An 18,904-nucleotide genomic window follows, 5' to 3' on the forward strand; every position below is an offset into this window, starting at 1 on the left:
ATCTGATTTACATAGGTTGTATTTTAGCTTTATATGTTATTTTTATCATTCTATCGGTTTTTTTGAAATAAAACTGATTTTTTTATCCATATATACCAATGAACGAAAGAGTAGGCCCGATCCTTGAATCTAATATTTGTATAATCAGTATATCCGATTCTATCTGCGGAAAGCGGGCAATTTTTTTATAACCTACGGTAGTTCCCTTATATAAGCTTATAAGGTTTCCATTCTTCATAGACAGAATTTCAAAAGCCTCAATTCTCTGGCTATTTAATATATTTTCTTTTAATATAACTGCTGAAATCTTTTGGGGAGTATTCCAGGAAATTTTAAATTCTACCTTAGGACCTTTTCCCTGATAGTAAGTTTCATAGTCATCCGTTTGTACATTATTTACTGCATTCCATTCATTTTCTTCTTTGACCTGAATTTCGGTTCCTTCTGCCAGGTTATTCCCGTATCTTTTTTGTATCTCCCTGCCCAGCTCCTGCAGCCTTTTTACATCTTCCTCATGAAGCAGTCCGTTTGGCATAGGAGGAATATTTAACAGCAGTGTTGTATTTCCCCCTACGGATTTTTCGTAAATATCCATTAGGTTTTCCAGAGACCGGACTTTATCATCCTCTTCCGGATGATAAAACCAGCCCGGCCTTATGGATACATCCACTTCTGCCGGATACCAGATTAAGTGTTGTTCGTGTATTAAACGTTCCCTGCTTCCTAAATCCTCTTCCATACTGCTTATTACCCTTTGCCGGAAAGACGGATCATCCCCATGCTGGCTTAAAGCTGCCACCCGCTCTGCTACCGATAAATCTGCCGGCACAACACTCCATTCACTGTGCCGGGTATCACCTGCCTCATTGCCGCACCAGCGGACATCCGGTCCGCTTACGGAAATGCAGGCGTCCGGCATATGTTTTCTTACGGTATCATAATAACGCTGCCAGTCATAGACCTGTTTATTACCATTGGGACCTTCTCCGCATGCACCGTCAAACCATACACTGAAAATATCTCCATATCCGGTAAGAAGTTCCGTAAGCTGTGCCACGAAATAATCATCATATGATTTTCCTTGTCCATAGGTTTCCTGATTCCGGTCCCATGGAGAAAGATAAATACCAAATTTAAGACCGGCTTTTTTACAGGCTTCCGCTACTTCTTTTACAATATCTCCTTTTCCATTCAGATAAGGACTATACTTCACAGAATGATTGGTGTATTTACTGGGCCATAAGCAAAATCCGTCATGGTGCTTACAGGTAAGGATTGCTCCTTTCATCCCTGCTGCCTTAACAGCTTGTACCCATTGATTTGCATCCATTTGGCCAGGATTAAAAACCGCTTCCGGTTCTGTGCCATATCCCCATTCCGTTCCGGTAAAAGTATTCACCGTAAAATGAAAGAATGCATAAAACTCTGTTTTCTGCAGCATGATTTGTCTGTCTGACGGAACAATTTTTATAAGTCTTTCATCTAATTGTTTCATTTTTACTCTCTTTCCTACCAGTAGACTTCCCACTGTTCTGTCAGCCGTACAAGTGCTTCTATATAAAAATAATCCCCCCATAACGTAAATTCATTAACACCGCTATCCTTTACCGTATTGTAAGGAGAACTTTTTGCATAAGTGGAATGAAGTAATATACCATTGGTGTCTTCTCCGGAACGGTATAAGCAATGCTGTGTCAATGCCTTTATTAAACGTTTTGCAAGCTGCTGCATATCTTTTGCTTCATCCGGTTCTAAATATTTTGCCATTTCAAGCATCCCGCAGGCTGCGATTGCCCCGGAAGAAGAATCTCTTGGTTCCGTACTGCCATCTGTAAAGTCAAAATCCCAATAAGGTACCAGGTCATCAGGTAAATGCTCCAGAAAACATGCGGTAATCTTCCGAAAGCTTTCCATATACATTGGGTCGGGACAATATTTATAAGCGATTGCCGAACCATATATTCCCCACGCCTGGCCTCTCGCCCATATGGAACCATCCCGGTATCCTTGTGCCGTTACTCCGCGTAACGGATTTCCTGTTTCCGGATCAAAATAATAGGTATGGTATGTAGAAGAATCTTCACGGACCACATATTTCATGCTGGTTCGAATATGGCGAAGTGCGGATTCACGGTATTTTGAATCCTTCGTTTCCTCTGACGCCCAGAACAACAACGGCATATTTAAAAGACAATCAATAATTAACCGGTATTCTTTCGGATCCCCCAGCTTTCCCCATGCCTGAAAAAATTCTCCCTTATCCTGAAACCGCCCCATCAGGTTATCTGCTGCCATCAATGCGGTTTCTCTTGCCAGCTTGTCACCGGTAAGTTTATAAGCTGCCACACAAGAGGGCGTATATAAGAATCCCATATCATGATGATCTACTACAATTCTTTTGATCAGACGTTCCCGGAAGCTTGGCACTTGACAAAGGGCGGCTTCTTTAAAAGCCGCCTCCCTTGTCTGTTCATATGCCAGCCACAGCTGTCCGGTCCAGAATCCATTGGTCCAATCATTGTTTTCTGCAGCAGAATATATCTGGTTGACGCTGCTTGCCGCCGGGAAACTATCATAAAATTTTGAAATATTATTTCTAATCCGGGCAACCGTATGATTTAGCGCATTACGTGCTTCCTCTCTCGTGATTGCCTCATAGGTTTTAAGTGTTTCCTTTGTCTGCATAATGATAACGGGCCCTTTCTGATTTATTCATTCGTTTACAAAAATGAAAACCACAAAATATCATTTGCCTTTAACTGCATAGAATATTCTTTGCCTTTTCCGTCATAAATCACGGTTTCCTGGGGCTCATAAGTGTTGTTTACAATACAATATTTGCCGGTAGCCGGATAATAATTGACTTCCACATGATAGTTGCTGCTATACCATTTCTTCATTTCCTGCTCCATGCCTGCGGCCCAGAAAATTGCCCGGTAAAGCATTCTGGAATTTTCAAAGGAATAGGGGATTCCGCTGATATATACGCTTCTTCCGTCTCCGAACCGGTTGACCGCCATCTGGACATTTTCCCCGTCCTTTTTTAAGATCTCCGCTTCGGAAAGAGCATAGATGTTCTTCATCCCTTCCCCGAAATCAATGGTCCCGGAGGATTCCTCTATAATAAAATGGCTGTGCTCTTCCCAGTTGTATTTATCTGTTGACATAGAAAAGCCTACTTCTTTGTTTACGCCAAGTACGTTTGCCAGACTAAAATACCTGCCCTGGTATTCACAGGCAGATGGCTCTCCCACTCCAATCAAACCACCTCCCTGGGCTACAAAGGCCTTTACGGCACTGCTGACCTTGGGATTGGTCCAGTAGGCCCCGCCGCTGGGAGCTGTATAAGCATCGCCAACATTAATGACCACCTTGTATTTCTTTAATACATCCGGATCTGCGATCACATCCTCAAAGCTGATGAATTCCACGTCAAAAGGCATTCCGCTTAAGGCCTCCAGCACTCCGGCATAGGAATAGGTCTGTTTATAATCAATGGCATGGGCTACCATATGGGTTCCCCAGGAACGGATCTTTCCCCAGGAGTTCAGCACTCCCACTTTAAAGTGGCTGTACGGGCTTTGGCCTCCCACATTTTCGTAAAGAAGACGGAATTCATCACAAACCTCCTCAATGTATTGGATAAAATCCGGGAATTCCAATGCCAGCTTTAAGTATCCGCCATAGCCAATCCGGTCCACCGGCTTTCTTAAGATGGCCCGTCTTGCAGTTACCCAGTTTACCTTTGCTTCCTTGATCGGATCGCCGCCTTCACAGAATACATCCGGGAAGAAATAAGGCAAAAAGCGGCCTTCTGTATATTTAACTCCCGGAATATCGGAAATCAGGCGAAGGGTGGTGCCGTTACCTACACTTCCCACTACCGCATCCAGTCCTACATTTTTAAAATACGCTCCAAATGGTTCTGTTCCGATCCAGTGATCCCCTAAAAACATCATGGCTTCCTTGCCGTGACCGTGGCAGATATCCACAAGAACCTTCATGAGCTCCGCTACTTCTCTCTGCTGGAACTCCTGGAAATCACGGAACTCCTTGGAAGGCACCCGGTTGGTGTTGTTATGATACCCCTGGTCAATGATATATTCCGGACGGAAGGGGTAACCTGCCTCTTTTTCAAACTGCTCTAAAATATAAGGGCTGACACTGGCGCTGTACCCAAACCAGTCAACAAATTTTTCTTTTGCATATTCATTGAATACAAGGGTGAACTGATGGAAAAACGTTGTAAAACGCACCACATTGCTATCCGGATTTTCCTCCATCCAGCGGTTTAATTTATCGATCACATGGCTCTGGGTCTTTGGCTGACGCACGTCAAAGGTGATCTGATGCTCCACATCCTGCCAGTCATTGGTAATAAAATTATACATATGAACCGGATCCCAGATGATGAAAGCCAGGAAACTTACCGTATAGTCGTGATACCTCTCGGGCCTTAAAATGATGACCTCCTGGGTGTTCTCATCATATTCCCAGGCATTAACAGCTAAGGGGTCTCCTGTTGTGCGGTCCACTACCTCCCACCAGCGTTTGATGCCGTGAAGGGTATTGGGCTTTAGCTGATCCTTATACAGATGTTTCATCAATGGAATGCGAAGCTCTCCCCCTTCCATTGCCGTGTAAAACTCCGTCATCAAATATACCTGCTGGACCTCGTCAGGGTTTGCATTTGCCCATTCATTGTCCTTTCTGGTGGTATAATAAGTAGAGTAGATCTTGACAGGCATTTTCTTAAGCTCAGCCGGCATATTCGTCCCGTCACAATCCCGAAGCGCATCGGCTCCCCATCGCCCTGCAATCTCCTTGGTCTCCTGTATCATATCCACATCCGTGGGAACAGTGACTCTTCCGGTAAGTTTTTTTTCCATCTTAAATCCCCTTTCTATCTCATCTTTATTAATTCCAAAGGCTTTTTAACCTGCCTTAAATTTCATTTGTTATCCCTTCACACCGGAGGAAGCAACGCCTTCGATGAAAAACTTCTGGCAGAATAAGAAAGCCACCAGAATGGGCAGCAGCACAGCCGTTGCCGCAGCCATCTGACTTCCATAATCCTGGATCAGTCCGGAGGAAAAAAGCTTCACTCCAACGGACAGCATCTGCTTATCCATCGTTGATATGTACAGATACGGTCCCATATAGTCGTTCCAGGACCATGTAAAGGAAAATAGTGCCATGGTCGCAATGGCCGGTTTTGCCAATGGGAAAATGATTTGCCAATAAATGCGCAAATGACCGCATCCATCAATTTTGGCCGCTTCACTTAGGGAGTCCGGAATTGAAACAAAGGACTGGCGCAGCAGGAATACAAAATACACGTCAACGCAGCTTGGCAGGATTAATGACCACATGGTATCCAGGATGTGTAAATTTTTAAAGATCATGTATCTCGGTAAGATCATAATATCGCTGGGTATCATCATGGCCGACAGTAGTATGAGAAATATTGCGTCTTTTCCCTTAAATTTAATCCTTGCAAATCCATATGCCGTAAAGCTTACAAAAAATATTTTAATTACTATGGTAAGGGCCGTCATGACCACCGTATTAAAATACCATTTCTGAAAGTTATATATGCCGTTTGTTAATAATGCCTGAAAGTTCATCAGGGTGGGGTTTTCCGGAATCAAATGCCATGGAAATTTCATGACCTCTCCGCTGACCTTAAAGGAAGAGGAGATCATGAACAGGAATGGAAAATTAGAAGCCAACCCAATCAACAGGATGAAAATTGTAAGTGCTATCTTTAAACTTTTCTTTTTGCTTGTCATTGATGATTCCTCCCTTAATAATTAACCCATTTTTTCTGTCCGCGCCACTGGATAAGCGTTACGATCATGACCAGCGCAAACATGACGAAAGCCATTGCACTTGCAAGACTTGTTTCATATTTTGTAAAAGCAGTACGGACAATATTTACGGACATAACGGTAGTCGCCTGTCCCGGTCCGCCCTCAGTAAGAGCCTGTATACAGGTAAAGTTCTGAAAGGAACCGATAATGGAGCTGATTACGAGGAAAAAGGTGGTGGGAGAAATCATAGGTATGATGATATTGCGGATCCGCTGCCATTTTGTTGCCCCGTCAATCTGCGCTGCTTCCAGCAGCTCAGATGGCACCTCCTGCAGCGCTCCAAGATAAACCACCATGTTAAGGCCAACGCCCTTCCATACCGAAATCATAGCCACTGTAGGAAGAGCCAGCTTTAAGTTCAGTAAAAGCAGCGGCGGATCAAATCCCATATTTCGTAAAGCAATAATCACAGGACTGTTATTTCCAAGCAGCACCTTAAAAATTACGGCCACTGCCACCATGTTGGATACATAAGGCATAAATACAAGGGAACGGATCGTTTTTTTCATAAAGACCCCGTTATTCAGCATAAATGCCAGCACAAATCCAATGATCATGATCAGAGGCACATATACCAGGGAATATTGAAAGGTTCTTAACAGGGAATTCATGATCTCCTTGTTGGTGAATACTTTTATAAAGTTTTGAAACCCTACAAATTTAAGATTGTCTAACCTTGTAATATATTTCATGTTTAAAAACGACATCACAATTGCAATGACAAAAGGAATGCCGGTGAAAACAGTGAAAAAAATCAGGTAGGGCGAAATGAACAGCCACCCATACCTGTTTTCTTTTTTTTGTGCTATGGATGTCTTTTCTTTTGTTTTGGATACTGGTGTTTCTTCCTTGCTCATGGGCCTGCCTCCCGCTTTTTATTTTAGGGAGAAAGGCTTATGGGAATATAACCTTTCTCTTACTTATATTCTAACGGATTTTTTCCCAATAAACATAGGCCGATTTTTGTATTTGTTGGTTATTTTCGATTTTTATTCTGTTTTATTTATCTTTTCCTTTAAATTGTCATGCTCATCAATATCCTCCGCGGTAATCCTGGGGATCCGTATGACGGTTAAGGTTCCTGCATCCTTTTTGCTGTAGATGGAAACCGCACGGTCCACTCCAAAGTACAGCTTGATCCTGGATTCTACGCTGTGAAGGCCGATGCCGCTGCTGCGCCGGTTCTGCTCTTCCTCATCCTTTCCTGCTTTTCCAAATAGGATCTGATCCCTTATTTCCCTTAATTTTTCCTTGTCCATGCCGCGGCCATTATCCATAACTTTTATCACGACCCATTGGCCTTTTTCCTTGACCGTAAGGCGGATCATCATGGGATGCTTTAAACCTGCCATACCGTATAAGAAGGAGTTTTCCACCACCGGCTGCAAAATTATTTTTAAGGAAAACAGTTCATGGATCTGCCGCATGTCCGTCCGGAGGTCAAATTCGAACTCATCTTTATAACGGTTTTTCTGAATCTTTACATAAGCCATAAGATGCTCAATCTCATGCTCCATTGGGACGATCACCTGCCCGCCGCTGATGGACAAGCGGTACATCCGTCCAAGAGAAGCAGCGGTCCGCCCAATGTCCGGCCTCCCGGCCTCATTGGACATCCATACGATATTCTCCAGGGTATTATAAAGAAAATGAGGATTGATCTGGCTCATGAGCACTTCCAGCTCCAGCTCCTTTTTCTTCCGGTCAGACTGCAGTTCATCGATGATATGGGTATTGATCCGTTCCAGCATGGAATTGTAATAGCGGATCATATCTCCCACTTCATTTTTCTGCTTCACCTCAGCATAGGCGTTTAGATTTCCTCCGTATACCTCTTTCATGGAGGCGTTAAGCTTTCCAATGGGATCCATGAAGCTTTTGTATAAGTATAATATCATCATGGCACAAAAGCCCACGCATGCCACCATGACCAGGAATATCCTGTAGTAAAGCACATCCACTTCCCTTGTGACCAATTTTATGGGAACTACCATAACGATCTTCCAGTCATTTACGTCGGAAGCCTTTACCTGGATCATTTGATTTCCGAAAGCTTCCCATCCTTCTTTTAAATCTCCCGTCTGTTCCAGAATCTCACCTTTCAGCTTTTCTGAAATCTCTCCTGACTCAACAGCCTTTTCATTGCTGGAGGAAATCAGTTTGCCATCTTCTGTGATCACATAGATATCACCTGGAATGGATTCTGCCAGCTCTGCATATTGATCATAGATATCCCGCTCTTTTAAGGCAAACAGCTGTACATATTCATATCTTCCCTTTTCCCAGGAATAGATCCTGCGGATGCCCATCACGGCCTTTCTGGCCCGAACCTCCCCTGGCAGGTCACTGAGAAGGAAGTTGTCCTGAAGAGGATACCAGCGGAATTTCATCAGGAGGTCAGGATCCTCAATGTTCATGGCCAACAGTTTCTCAATCACCTTTTCTGTATCATTATTGGGATCTAAAAAATTAAATAATTCTCCTTTGTAGGTATACATGGCACTGATCCTCACCCGCTGGTTTAACATATCATAGGCTCCGAAAATGTTGCTGTAAATCCTTACAATATCAAGCTTTTTATACATCTGTTCCTGAGGGGAATATTCTTTTTCAATGTATTTATTCAGCTTGTCATTGGCCGCAAAATTGTCGGAAACGCTGTAAATATCCTGAAGCTTTGCATCAATCTTATTGGCAATATCCGTGATCCGGCTTTGGGTCGTGCGCATGTACTCCTGTCTCATAACCTTCCGCGTATGCCAGAACAGTATGGTTATGATCACAATAACCGGAATCAGAACCTGGAGAATGCCATACAGCATCCTGCGCTTTAATCCGATATTTTTTTTCTTTGCCTTCCCCTTTCCCTTATTCGTTTTCATTGTTTTTTCCTGGATTTCCTCCCTCCGGCTGGATAATATTCCGGTACTCTTTCGGACTTATCCCATACTTTTTTTTAAACAGCTTAATGTAATTGGATACGTCGGCCCAGCCCATTTCCTCGGAAATTTCGTAAATCTTCCTTGCAGGATCCGCAAGAAGCGTCTTGCTCTTTTCCAGTCTCTTTGTAATAATGTAATCGCTGAAATTACATCCAAATTCATTTTTAAATATTTTTGAGATATAGGCAGAATTCTTATGCACCTTTGCTCCCACGTATTCCAGAGAGATCTGGTTGGAATCATACTCTTCATCCACAATATCCCTGATCTTCTGGGCAAGGCTGCTCTGGCTCTTCCATTCTCCCTTCATGCCCGCCATTTCCCTGGAAACTTCCCGAAGGATCCGGGACAAAAATTCTTTTTTCTCCTGGAGGCTTTTTAAGGGATAAATACCGGTATAGGTACAGTCCAGCTTTTTCATCACTTTTTCCAGCCGGACGCCATAGCGCAATAGTGCCCGGGACAGATTAAACAGCAGCTCAAGGCTTAAGCGGTTAATGTAATCATAATCCAGAATCACTTTTCCCTTAAATTCAGAAAAAATCCCATTCAAAATGTCCTCTGCCTTATTTTCCTCCTGCTCCATGATTTCCTTTAAAATCTGGCCTGTATCAAAGGAAACCGCATAGTAATCAAAATCTGCTTCCTGTATCTCCTTATAGGACATGACCAGGTTCTTTCCATCGCTGTAGATCTTCTGGCTGGCGCAGCATTTTGCCTGTTCATAGCACTGGGGGAGCATCTGGAAATCCGTATAGAAGTTACTGATACCGGCATATATGGGAATGCCGCTCTCCGGTAAGACCACTTCTGCCATTTCCCTGACATAGGAATGCAGTTCTTCTTCCCTGGGCTCTTCTCCGGCGCTTAAGATCCCGGTTATCTTCTCCTCGAAGTTCCAGATATAGGTTCCGGCAATCCCTTCTTTTGAAACCCATTCGTTTAATATCTTCTCCACCTTCATCTGATCCCGATAAAAGGCGTTCTTATCTTCTGTATTTTGCACATCGAGATGGATCAGTATCACACCGTACCAGTTTTCCCCCTGGCGGAAGAATTCTTCCTCCATCTCTTCTTCATGATAGCCATATCCTTTGATCAAAGCGTTGTATTTCCTTCTCAGCTTTAAACTCCTGCTCTCTTCATAGGTTGACTTTAATTCTTTTTCTTCTAATTCCTTTTTTCCTTCCTCGTCAAGACGTTCTTTTATTTTTCGGAAGGTCACTTCAAATTCATCAAGGTCCGTGGGCTTCAGTAAGTACTCCATGACCCGGTTTTTAATGGACATCTGCAAATATTCAAAATCATTATATCCGCTTAAGATAATGATCTTGATTTCCGGGTAATGCTGGTTTAAATGCTGCATCAGCTCCACCCCATCCATTTCCGGCATCCGGATATCGGAAAGCACCACATGGGGCTTGTCCTTTTCTATTTGTTCCAGCGCTTCTATTCCATTGCCACAGACGCCGCTGATAACAAATCCCCATTTTTCCCATTCAATGCTGTTTGCAATACCATATGCAATCGACTTTTCATCTTCCACCACCAGCAGTTTATACATCTCATACCTCCATCCCGCCATATTATATAACAAACTGCATTATTTTCTCAAGCTTCTTTTCCGTTTACCTGCCGGATCAGCCTTTTCGCCGGTCTTTATCGTTAAAAAAACCGCTATGCTGCAGCTTCGGTAAGCCATCGCATAACGATTTTGTTCCATAGAATAGCCAGTTGAGGGACTTCCCAATTCTGATATGCCAGTCAAATGGCCTCTTTCGGAGATAATTTAAGTATCTTTTTCTCCATTACATCATAGCAAAGATAATCTCCATTTTCAGTAATTATATGGTGTGATGCGATCTCTTTGTAACCACGCTTAAGGTATATCTCTTTTGCCGGAAGAGAGGAATCCAGCTGGATTTTATTAAATTGGCCAGCTATTAATTGTTCGGAAAATTCCATCAACAGCCTGCCATATCCTTTACCGTGATAAAAAGGCAGTACGAACAACCGGCATATTTCAAAATCCTTTATCGTTACAGTTCCAAACACATCTTCTTCGTTCTCAAGCACATATACTCTCCGGGATTCAATGTCAGCCATTATATGATTCTCGTTATGATGAGACAGAAAAAAGCCGACCGCTCCCAAAGGATAATAACGAGGATATATCGTTTGAATTGTGCGGATCGTTATACTTTTAACTATTTCTAAATCTTTCATTTCAGCCTGCCTTATGTTCATACGCATCCTCCAACAATTTAAAATTCAACTTTAAAATTATTCTGCCACACGATCCAGGTCCTTTCATTTCCGTCTCTTTTTACCTTACTTCTTACCTTGCTTCTTGAAGATTCCTTTTCTTTTTCATCACAATGGGAATTCCGGCAACTACCTCAATCACCTCATCGGAAATTTCTGCTATTTTCTGGTTGATCTCCCCAAGAACCTTGCGGTAAGCAATAGTCTCCATGCTGTAGCTGTCTCCATCGGAGAAAACCTCATTTGTCACGATGACAATATGTTCGGCTTCCGCCTTTAGCTTCCCGATTCCTTCCAAAATCTCCGCTTCCGCCAAGGCTCCCTCTAAGCATGGGGCTTCTCCCTCTTCTCCCAGGCCAAAAAGCTCATTGGATACCAGATTTGACATGCATTCTAATAGAATCACCGGCGGCTGTCCGCCTATATCCAGCATAAGTTCCTTTAAATCGCGGTAACATTCTATGGTTTCAAACTGTTTTTTAGCCCTCATCTGCCTGTGACGTTCAATTCTGCGTCTGCATTCCTCATCCCATGGTTTCATGGTGGCAATGTAAATCCGCCTCCCCTGTCCCAGGCTCATGACCAGACTTTCCGCATATTCTGACTTTCCGCTTCCGCTTCCGCCTATCACCAAAGTGACCATTATACGCCTCCCATGGGCTTGTAGGCCTCGATCTGAATGTCTTCAAAGGAACTCATTGACCCATAAACGTCTGCCGCCATTAGAAGAAGGGGGATTGCTGCCACTGCTCCGGTCCCCTCTCCCAGGCACATACCTGCCTGTATAAGGGGTTTAAGCCCCAACGCATCAAGAAGCAGCCTGCCTGCAGGCTCCGCTGAAACATGGGAAGCCAGCATAAAGTTCCGGCAGCCAGGATAAATATGGTCAGCCGAAAGGGCAGCAACAGCGGAAATAAATCCATCCACCAGTACCGGGATCCGGTAAACAGCACCGCCTAAAAACACGCCGGTAAGCCCTGCCAGATCAAATCCTCCCACGCAGGCGAGAACATCCGCCACATCCTGACATGCCGGGCTATATTGTTCCACAGCCTCTTTTATCACTTCAAGCTTCCTTTTTAAGCCCTCGTCATTTAATCCTGCCCCTCTTCCGGTCAGCACTTCCGGTGCTTTTTTAAGAAGCATGGAAGCGACCGCACTGCTGGTAGTGGTATTTCCGATGCCCATTTCTCCGGTTGCGATGAGCTGATAGCCTTTTTCCGCCAGTTCCCCCACCAGTTTGATGCCGGTTTCTATGGACCGGATTGTCTCTTCCCGTGTCATGGCAGGCTCATTCCGGAAATTCTTTGTTCCGTAAGCGATTTTCCTGCTAAGGAGAGGGTGACGGGAGCCGGGAATCAAATCCCTGGCAACTCCTATATCTACAGGAAATACATCCACTCCTGCCCGGTCTGCCATGATGCAGACACTGCTGTTTCCATTTGTCATGTTCTCAGCCACAAGGGCGGTCACTTCCTTGCCGGTCTGGGTAACTCCTTCCTCCACGATCCCATTGTCTGCGCAAAGGATGACCAGGGCCCGTTTCTCCATATCCACCTTTGACGTTTCTCTTATCCCTGCAATCTTTATAATGTCATCTTCCAGAACGCCTAAACTGTTAAGCGGCTTTGCCACCTGCGACCACCGTTTACGTGCCATTTCCATGGAGGAAGCGCTGGGAGGCCGGATCTGTGAAAGATATGTACTTAATTCATCATTCATTGTTTGAAACCTTTCCTAGTCAAAGATTTTTCCATCGCTTATTTTTCCCCTTCCCTTAATCCTTTGCAGGCCTCAACAAAACGCTTTGGCAGTGCAGGGTTGGAAGGATAATAAAAATGGGGAAAGCCAGCCAGGAGATTTCCTTCCCCATGAACACAGTCCCAGCTTTTTTTCCCGCCTGGTTTCTTAGCTTCCATACAGGATCCGTTATTTGTGCTGTCCCAATAATGGAATTCATGCCCCCGGATGGACTCACCCTTTTTCAAAAATAGTGTATCCGCATTGGGAAAGGCTTCCATATAACCAAACCTTAACAACCGTTCTGTAGGGAATGCCTTTCCTTTGATAATACCGGCCATGGGATATGTTATTTGGTCCTTTGTTTCCAGCTGTTCATGGAGATACAGGAATCCCCCGCACTCAGCCAGTATGGGAAGGCCGCGTTCTGATGCCTGCCTTATTTCCCGGAGCATAGATTCATTCTCCGAAAGTTCCCGACAATAAAGCTCCGGATATCCGCCGCCAAGCAAAAGGCCGCAAATCCTTAAAGGCAGCCTTTTATCGTGGATCGGGCTAAAGGGTATGAGCTTTGCCCCCATCTCCTTAAGAAGCCTTAAGTTCTCCTGATAATAAAAGCAGAAAGCCTCATCTAAGGCAAGTCCTATCAGCACTTCTTCTCCTTGCGTTGCCTTGGAAACCTGGTTTTTTAATCCACCTTGAAGAGACGGCAGAGGCTTTGCATCCTGGGCCAGCTTTATCAGTCCATTGATGTCTATCGTGGTTTCCAGCTTCATAGCCAGCTGATTCAGCTGATCTTTCAGACCTTCTTGTTCTCCAGGCAGAACCAGCCCTAAGTGGCGGCTGTCCAAAGCCCCTTCCTCACATTCCGGTAAATATCCGTAAACATGCACTCCCAGCTCTTCCATAGCCGGTTTCAGCCGTTCTGCCATGACAGATGATGTCCGGTTTAAAATCACGCCCTTTATGTGGCTGTTTTCCTTATATTCCAGGAAGCCTTTCACCACCGCGGCCAGGGACAGACTGGCTCCTTTGCAATCTAAAACCAGGACCACCGGCACATCAAGGGCGCAGGCCACATCATAGGAGCTGGCCTGGGTGGTGTCTCCTCCCACCCCGTCGTAATACCCCATAACGCCTTCAATGACGGAAATCCCTGCTCCCCTTGCCTGATCCAAGAACTGTACCCTGACCTGCTCTTTATCAAGGAAATATGTATCCAGATTTCCACCGTCAATGCCAAGCACATATTTATGAAACATGGGATCAATGTAATCCGGACCGCATTTAAAAGACCGGCAGGACAGCTTCCTTAAAAGAAACGCATTTAACAGCCCACAGGTCATCATGGTCTTTCCGCTGCCGCTTTTAGGGGCCGCAAGCATCAGTCTGGGATAAGAATTATCCAATGTCGTTCCTCCCTTCCCCACCAAAGGAAACCACATAAACCGGATTCTGTCCCATCATCAGATGATAGTCCCCTGCTTCCCTTCCTTTGGATATTAAAACCTGCACGATTTCAGCTGTGACAGAATGCCTTTTCAGCCAGGAAAGGATTTCTGAAAGGGACTCTAAAGCAATTGCATTGATTACAATCCTGGTCCCTGGATTCTTCTTTAAAACCAGGGATAGTACGTGATCCATGGTGCCGGAAGTTCCTCCGATGAATACATGAGTAGGGGCTTCAAGAGCTTCTAATGCCTCAGGTGCGGTTCCTTCAATGATTTCCAGGCCGCCTGCTCCAAATCTTTCCTTATTGGCCTTTATAAGATCTATGGCTTCCGCCTTCTTTTCAATTGCATAAACCCGGCCTTCTGTGAGATACCTGGACGCTTCTATGGATACGGAGCCGGTTCCAGCCCCTATATCATACAGGACGGAATCCGGTTCCAGTTCCAGCTTTGATATGGAAACAGCCCTGACCTCACTTTTTGTCATGGGCACATCTCCCCGGATAAACAGTTCATCTCTCATAATTTGCCTCCTAATGAATCATGCGGATATGCCTGCATATCCAGTTATTCTTTTATACCTTATCTCTCTATTAATACAGCCGACAGCATATCAAAATCCTGCTCTTTAAGCTCCTCCGGCGTTCCAACGGTTATCCGTTCATCCGGATAGGAAAGCCGTTCTCCTACGGACAGCCTGACTTCGTGAAATCCCTGTTCCTTAAGAAGCCGGCACAGACTTTTCACCGTATTGATTCCGTCCAACAAGACAAATACCCTGGGATAAAGGGTTAATTCTTTTATCATGTCGCAGGTCCGGCCATGAAGGCTCACAAGCCGTACATCCTCCCAGTCCGTTTTCAGCCGGGAGCACAAATAAGAAACCGATGAGATTCCCGGCAGAACCACCGTGTCATATCTTTGGCAATATGGTTCCTGGGCCAATGCCTCCGCCATCTTTTTGGTCCCGCTGTAAAAGCCTGTGTCACCGGAATACAGGATTCCGATCCTGGTATACTCCTCATGCTCCTGAAGATAGGGCAGAATGTCCTTACTTGTATAAAAGGGCATTTTAACGGCTCGGGAAATTGCAGGAGAAATGCCGGAGAGCATCCGCTCTGCACCGAAGATCACATCGCATTGCTGCAATTCCTTCCATGCCTTAACGGTCATCTGATCCTCTCCGCCCATGCCGGTTCCTATCAGGGATACCTTTCTCTTCCCAGTCCGGATCTGAAGCTCCGGCATTGCCTGAAACTGGGCCTTCTCCTCTTTATAATCGGATAATAGCTTCTTGGCCTCCCTGACAGTCATTCCTTCTTCCTTGCCAGGACGCCCGATGACAACTGCCGTTATCCCGCATTCCGCTGCTGCCTCCATCTTTTCCGGAAAGCCTCCCGCATGTCCTGCTTCTTTTGTCACCAGACAGCTAATGTCATACTGTCTTATCATGGCCCGGTTCATCTCGGCGGTAAAAGGGCCTTGCATGGCAATCAAATGTTTCCCCTTAAGCCCCAGCTGCTCACAGGCAGAGATTACAGACAGGCCAGGAAGGACCCTGGCAAAAACCCGTTCTTCCCAGGAGTCAAGTTTGGTAAAGGCAGAAAGCTCCTTGCTTCCTGTTGTGACAAGAATATTTCCAGGTATTTTATCTAAGGCAAGGACCGCTTCTTCTAAGTCACTGACCCACAGTACCTTTCCTTCCCCCTGATCTCCCAGCTTTAAATTTTCGGAAGACTCTCTTACAATCCTTTTGCAGGAAGTTCCTGTCCGTTTGCAGGCGGAGCGTATGTTCTCACTTGCCAGCGTGGCATAGGGGTGAGTGGCATCAAGTACAAGAGTGATGCCGTTTTGTTCGATAAAACCTTCCATCTCATGGGCAGCCATGGGTTTCTCATGAATGTGGAGATACTGACTTTCCAAAAGTACTGACCTTCCATATCCGGTAGCCACACTGACCCATGCGTTTATTTTCTTTTCATGGCAGTATTCCGCCAGGATCCGGCCCTCCGTGGTGCCTCCAAATATTAGAACTCTACACATTTTTATATCCTCGTGGTGTTACCATCCTGCCGTTGATCAATTTTGTCATGGAATTTCCTATATAAACGGTGGTAAACATATCTGTCTGGGTATCTCTTAGTACTTCCAGAGTCATGACCGCCATTTCTTCCTCTTTCCTGCCAATATTTTTTACAAGGCCGCAGATTGTTTCCGGTTTTTTGTATTCCATTACGATCTCACAGGCTCGCTTCAAATAACCGGCCCTCTTTTTACTGGAAGGATTATAAAGACAGATGACCATGTCTGCCTGGGCGGAAGCCCTAAGCCTGTCTTCAATTAATTCCATGGGAGTTAGCAGATCGCTTAAGCTGATAACCGCAAAATCATGGCCCAGAGGAGCGCCTAAAACCGCACCTCCGCTTAAGGCCGCAGTCACTCCGGGTATGATCTCAATCTCAAGGTCTTCTTCTGACCGGGCAATCTCAAGGATCAACCCGCTCATGCCATAAACACCTGAATCTCCGCTGCATACCATGGCTGCGGTTTTTCCCTTTTTTGCTTCCTCAATGGCAAGCAAGCAACGCTCCTGTTCCCTGCGCATCGGCGTGGCAAGCATCTCCTTATCCGGAAAATGCTCCTTGATCAAATCTATGTATACAGTATACCCTACTATGACCTCACTCGCTTCCAGGGCCTTAATGGCTCTTATGGTCATATCCTCATAGGAACCTGGCCCAATTCCTACCACGTAAAGTTTTCCTGACTTTGTCATAAGTTACCTCCTAAAGAATTAAACGGATCTAATTGCACCTTCCAATCCAGGACAGCCACAGCTGCCGTCACCCCGTCTGCCGCCTGTTTTTTTACCAGCAGTTTACCGCCGCCTAATTGCTTTACGCAGGCAAGGGCCGCCCGTTCGCATACATTATCAACTCCGGTGACCTGCTTGACAAAGGAGGAGGAAGTAAATTCCCCTTCTGTTTCTTCAAGCACGACCGCCGGATAAGTGTAAAACGGGACTCCTTTAGAAGCAGCGAACCGGCAGATGCCCTCTTCTTCCTTCTTTAAATCAATGCTGGCACACGCAGTCAGTGCTTCCTGAGATAAGTTCCATTCCTTGAAAAACCGGTCAAGAACCTTTTCTATGGTTTTGGCAGGAACCCCTTTTCTGCATCCGATTCCCAAAACCAGAAGCCTAGGAACCAGCTTTAAGGATTCCTTAAGGGGTTCTTCTTTCCCGCTTTCCTTTATGGTGATCCAAAGATTTACACCACAGGCCTCCCCTGGGATAAGTCCGGAAGGAAGCTTTCCTGAAACCGGAAAATCGCAGTGAAATCCTACATTTTCACCCTTAAGTATGGCGGAGGAAATCATTTTTACCTTTTTTAATTCTGTAATGACCAGTCCCTGCTCCTTGGCAAATAAGTCTACTGCAAATCTTCCATGAATGTCCGTGGCAGTGGTAATAACTGCCTGACCACCCGCCATTCCTGCCAGCCGTTCTGCCAGTTCATTGGCTCCTCCCAAGTGACCGGATAAAAGGGAAATGGAAAATCTGCCCATATCATCCATGACCACCACGGCCGGGTCTTCTGCCTTACTCTTTAAAAAGGGTGCAATTGCCCGGACTGCAATGCCAGCCGCTCCAATAAACACGATTCCATCTTTCTGTAAAAACTGCTCCCTGGTCCATTCTGAAAGGCATGCAGAAACAGGGATCATGAGATCCCCGTCAGGGCAGGACTTAAGAAGCCCTGACCGACCATAGGCTTCACAAGGCTGTCCTGCTTTTATTAATTCTTTAACTAACTTTACGCTGAGCCTGGCTCCTGCTTCCGTAAAGCAGATGATCGAAAGCTTCATCAATCGTCCCCCGTTCCCTTCCTGTATTCCGTAGTAAAAACCGGGTCATAAAGCTTGGAACGTTCGTAGCCGTTCTGGGCTACCGCATTGCCCACAAGAATCAGGGCTGTCTTCTTTATATTCTCCCGTCTGGCACTTGCATTTAAGCTTTCCACCGTACAGCTTATGGTCTTCTCGTCCTCCCAGGTGGCCTTATAGACGATAGCGGCAGGTGTATCCGGAAGATAACCGCCCTTTATCAGTTCCTCTGACAGCTGATCCAGCATACCGGTGCTTAAAAAGATTACCATAGTAGCTCCATGTGCCGCAAAGGAAGCGATGGATTCCCGCTCCGGCACCGGTGTCCTGCCTGCCATGCGGGTAATGATCACGCTTTGGGTCACTTTAGGAAGGGTATATTCCATCTTAAGGGAGGAGGCTGCACCACAAAAAGAGCTGACTCCCGGACATACATCATAAGGGATCCCTCTTTCCTCCAGTTCATCCATCTGCTCTCTGATTGCGCCATAAATACAGGGATCGCCGGTATGGAGCCTTACCGTCATCTTTCCTTCCCGTTCTGCCTCCGCCATAACCGCAATTACTTCCTCAAGGGTCATTTTAGCACTGTCATAAACCTGACACTGGGCTTTTCTGTATTCCAAAAGGGCTGGGTTTACCAAAGAGCCAGCGTAAATGATCACATCCGCCCTTTCAAGCAGTTCCTTGCCTCTCACTGTAATTAAGTCCGGCGCTCCCGGACCTGCTCCTACAATATGTACCATAC

The 18,904-nt window shown here is 45.4% G+C and carries 16 protein-coding genes; all 16 read right to left on the reverse strand.

The features are described from left to right. Positions 1 to 82: 82 nt before the first annotated feature. The gene (locus AC27IJ_RS04025; protein WP_487147589.1) at positions 83 to 1,495 is read right to left on the reverse strand and encodes an alpha-L-fucosidase; all 1,413 of its coding nucleotides are present in this window, start codon (positions 1,493 to 1,495) and stop codon (positions 83 to 85) included. 14 nt (positions 1,496 to 1,509) lie between these two features. After that, on the reverse strand, positions 1,510 to 2,685 hold the full coding sequence (locus AC27IJ_RS04030) for a glycoside hydrolase family 88 protein (protein ID WP_312447322.1): 1,176 nt from the start codon (positions 2,683 to 2,685) through the stop codon (positions 1,510 to 1,512). Positions 2,686 to 2,720: 35 nt separating this feature from the next. After that, positions 2,721 to 4,889: a 1,3-beta-galactosyl-N-acetylhexosamine phosphorylase gene (gene gnpA, locus AC27IJ_RS04035; RefSeq protein ID WP_312447324.1), complete on the reverse strand. Its 2,169-nt coding sequence runs from the start codon at positions 4,887 to 4,889 to the stop codon at positions 2,721 to 2,723. Between the two features lie 69 nt (positions 4,890 to 4,958). Then, the gene (locus AC27IJ_RS04040) at positions 4,959 to 5,792 is read right to left on the reverse strand and encodes a carbohydrate ABC transporter permease (protein WP_312447326.1); all 834 of its coding nucleotides are present in this window, start codon (positions 5,790 to 5,792) and stop codon (positions 4,959 to 4,961) included. Positions 5,793 to 5,806: 14 nt separating this feature from the next. Beyond that, complete coding sequence (locus AC27IJ_RS04045) at positions 5,807 to 6,730, reverse strand: carbohydrate ABC transporter permease (RefSeq protein WP_312447327.1); 924 nt, start codon at positions 6,728 to 6,730, stop codon at positions 5,807 to 5,809. A 132-nt stretch (positions 6,731 to 6,862) separates the two neighbouring features. Then, positions 6,863 to 8,755: a sensor histidine kinase gene (locus tag AC27IJ_RS04050; RefSeq protein WP_312503416.1), complete on the reverse strand. Its 1,893-nt coding sequence runs from the start codon at positions 8,753 to 8,755 to the stop codon at positions 6,863 to 6,865. Continuing rightward, complete coding sequence (locus AC27IJ_RS04055) at positions 8,742 to 10,379, reverse strand: response regulator (RefSeq protein ID WP_312447330.1); 1,638 nt, start codon at positions 10,377 to 10,379, stop codon at positions 8,742 to 8,744. The genes AC27IJ_RS04050 and AC27IJ_RS04055 overlap by 14 nt, the downstream gene beginning before the upstream one ends. Positions 10,380 to 10,579: 200 nt before the next feature. Next, a complete protein-coding gene (locus AC27IJ_RS04060) occupies positions 10,580 to 11,062 on the reverse strand; it encodes a GNAT family N-acetyltransferase (RefSeq protein ID WP_312503417.1) in 483 nt (160 codons plus the stop codon). A gap of 91 nt (positions 11,063 to 11,153) precedes the next feature. After that, on the reverse strand, positions 11,154 to 11,723 hold the full coding sequence (locus tag AC27IJ_RS04065; protein WP_312447334.1) for a bifunctional adenosylcobinamide kinase/adenosylcobinamide-phosphate guanylyltransferase: 570 nt from the start codon (positions 11,721 to 11,723) through the stop codon (positions 11,154 to 11,156). Beyond that, positions 11,723 to 12,802 carry a nicotinate-nucleotide--dimethylbenzimidazole phosphoribosyltransferase gene (cobT, locus tag AC27IJ_RS04070; RefSeq protein ID WP_487147595.1) on the reverse strand — a complete coding sequence of 360 codons (1,080 nt, stop codon included), beginning with the start codon at positions 12,800 to 12,802 and terminating at the stop codon, positions 11,723 to 11,725. Before cobT ends, AC27IJ_RS04065 begins: the two co-directional genes overlap by 1 nt. 38 nt (positions 12,803 to 12,840) lie before the next feature. Continuing rightward, positions 12,841 to 14,229, reverse strand: coding sequence for a cobyrinic acid a,c-diamide synthase CobB (locus tag AC27IJ_RS04075; RefSeq protein WP_487147597.1), 1,389 nt, complete (start codon positions 14,227 to 14,229; stop codon positions 12,841 to 12,843). Next, positions 14,222 to 14,794: a precorrin-6Y C5,15-methyltransferase (decarboxylating) subunit CbiT gene (gene cbiT / locus AC27IJ_RS04080; RefSeq protein ID WP_312447338.1), complete on the reverse strand. Its 573-nt coding sequence runs from the start codon at positions 14,792 to 14,794 to the stop codon at positions 14,222 to 14,224. The genes AC27IJ_RS04075 and cbiT overlap by 8 nt, the downstream gene beginning before the upstream one ends. A 59-nt stretch (positions 14,795 to 14,853) precedes the next feature. After that, positions 14,854 to 16,314, reverse strand: coding sequence for a precorrin-6A reductase (gene cobK, locus AC27IJ_RS04085; RefSeq protein WP_313258847.1), 1,461 nt, complete (start codon positions 16,312 to 16,314; stop codon positions 14,854 to 14,856). After that, positions 16,307 to 17,047, reverse strand: coding sequence for a precorrin-3B C(17)-methyltransferase (gene cobJ / locus AC27IJ_RS04090; RefSeq protein ID WP_312447341.1), 741 nt, complete (start codon positions 17,045 to 17,047; stop codon positions 16,307 to 16,309). Before cobJ ends, cobK begins: the two co-directional genes overlap by 8 nt. Then, positions 17,044 to 18,138, reverse strand: a complete 1,095-nt coding sequence (locus AC27IJ_RS04095) for a cobalt-precorrin 5A hydrolase (RefSeq protein ID WP_487147600.1) — start codon at positions 18,136 to 18,138, stop codon at positions 17,044 to 17,046. Before AC27IJ_RS04095 ends, cobJ begins: the two co-directional genes overlap by 4 nt. Next, positions 18,138 to 18,902, reverse strand: a complete 765-nt coding sequence (gene cobM / locus AC27IJ_RS04100; protein ID WP_312503425.1) for a precorrin-4 C(11)-methyltransferase — start codon at positions 18,900 to 18,902, stop codon at positions 18,138 to 18,140. Before cobM ends, AC27IJ_RS04095 begins: the two co-directional genes overlap by 1 nt. Positions 18,903 to 18,904: the final 2 nt, after the last annotated feature.

Source organism: Lacrimispora sp. YZC11 (assembly GCF_057543815.1).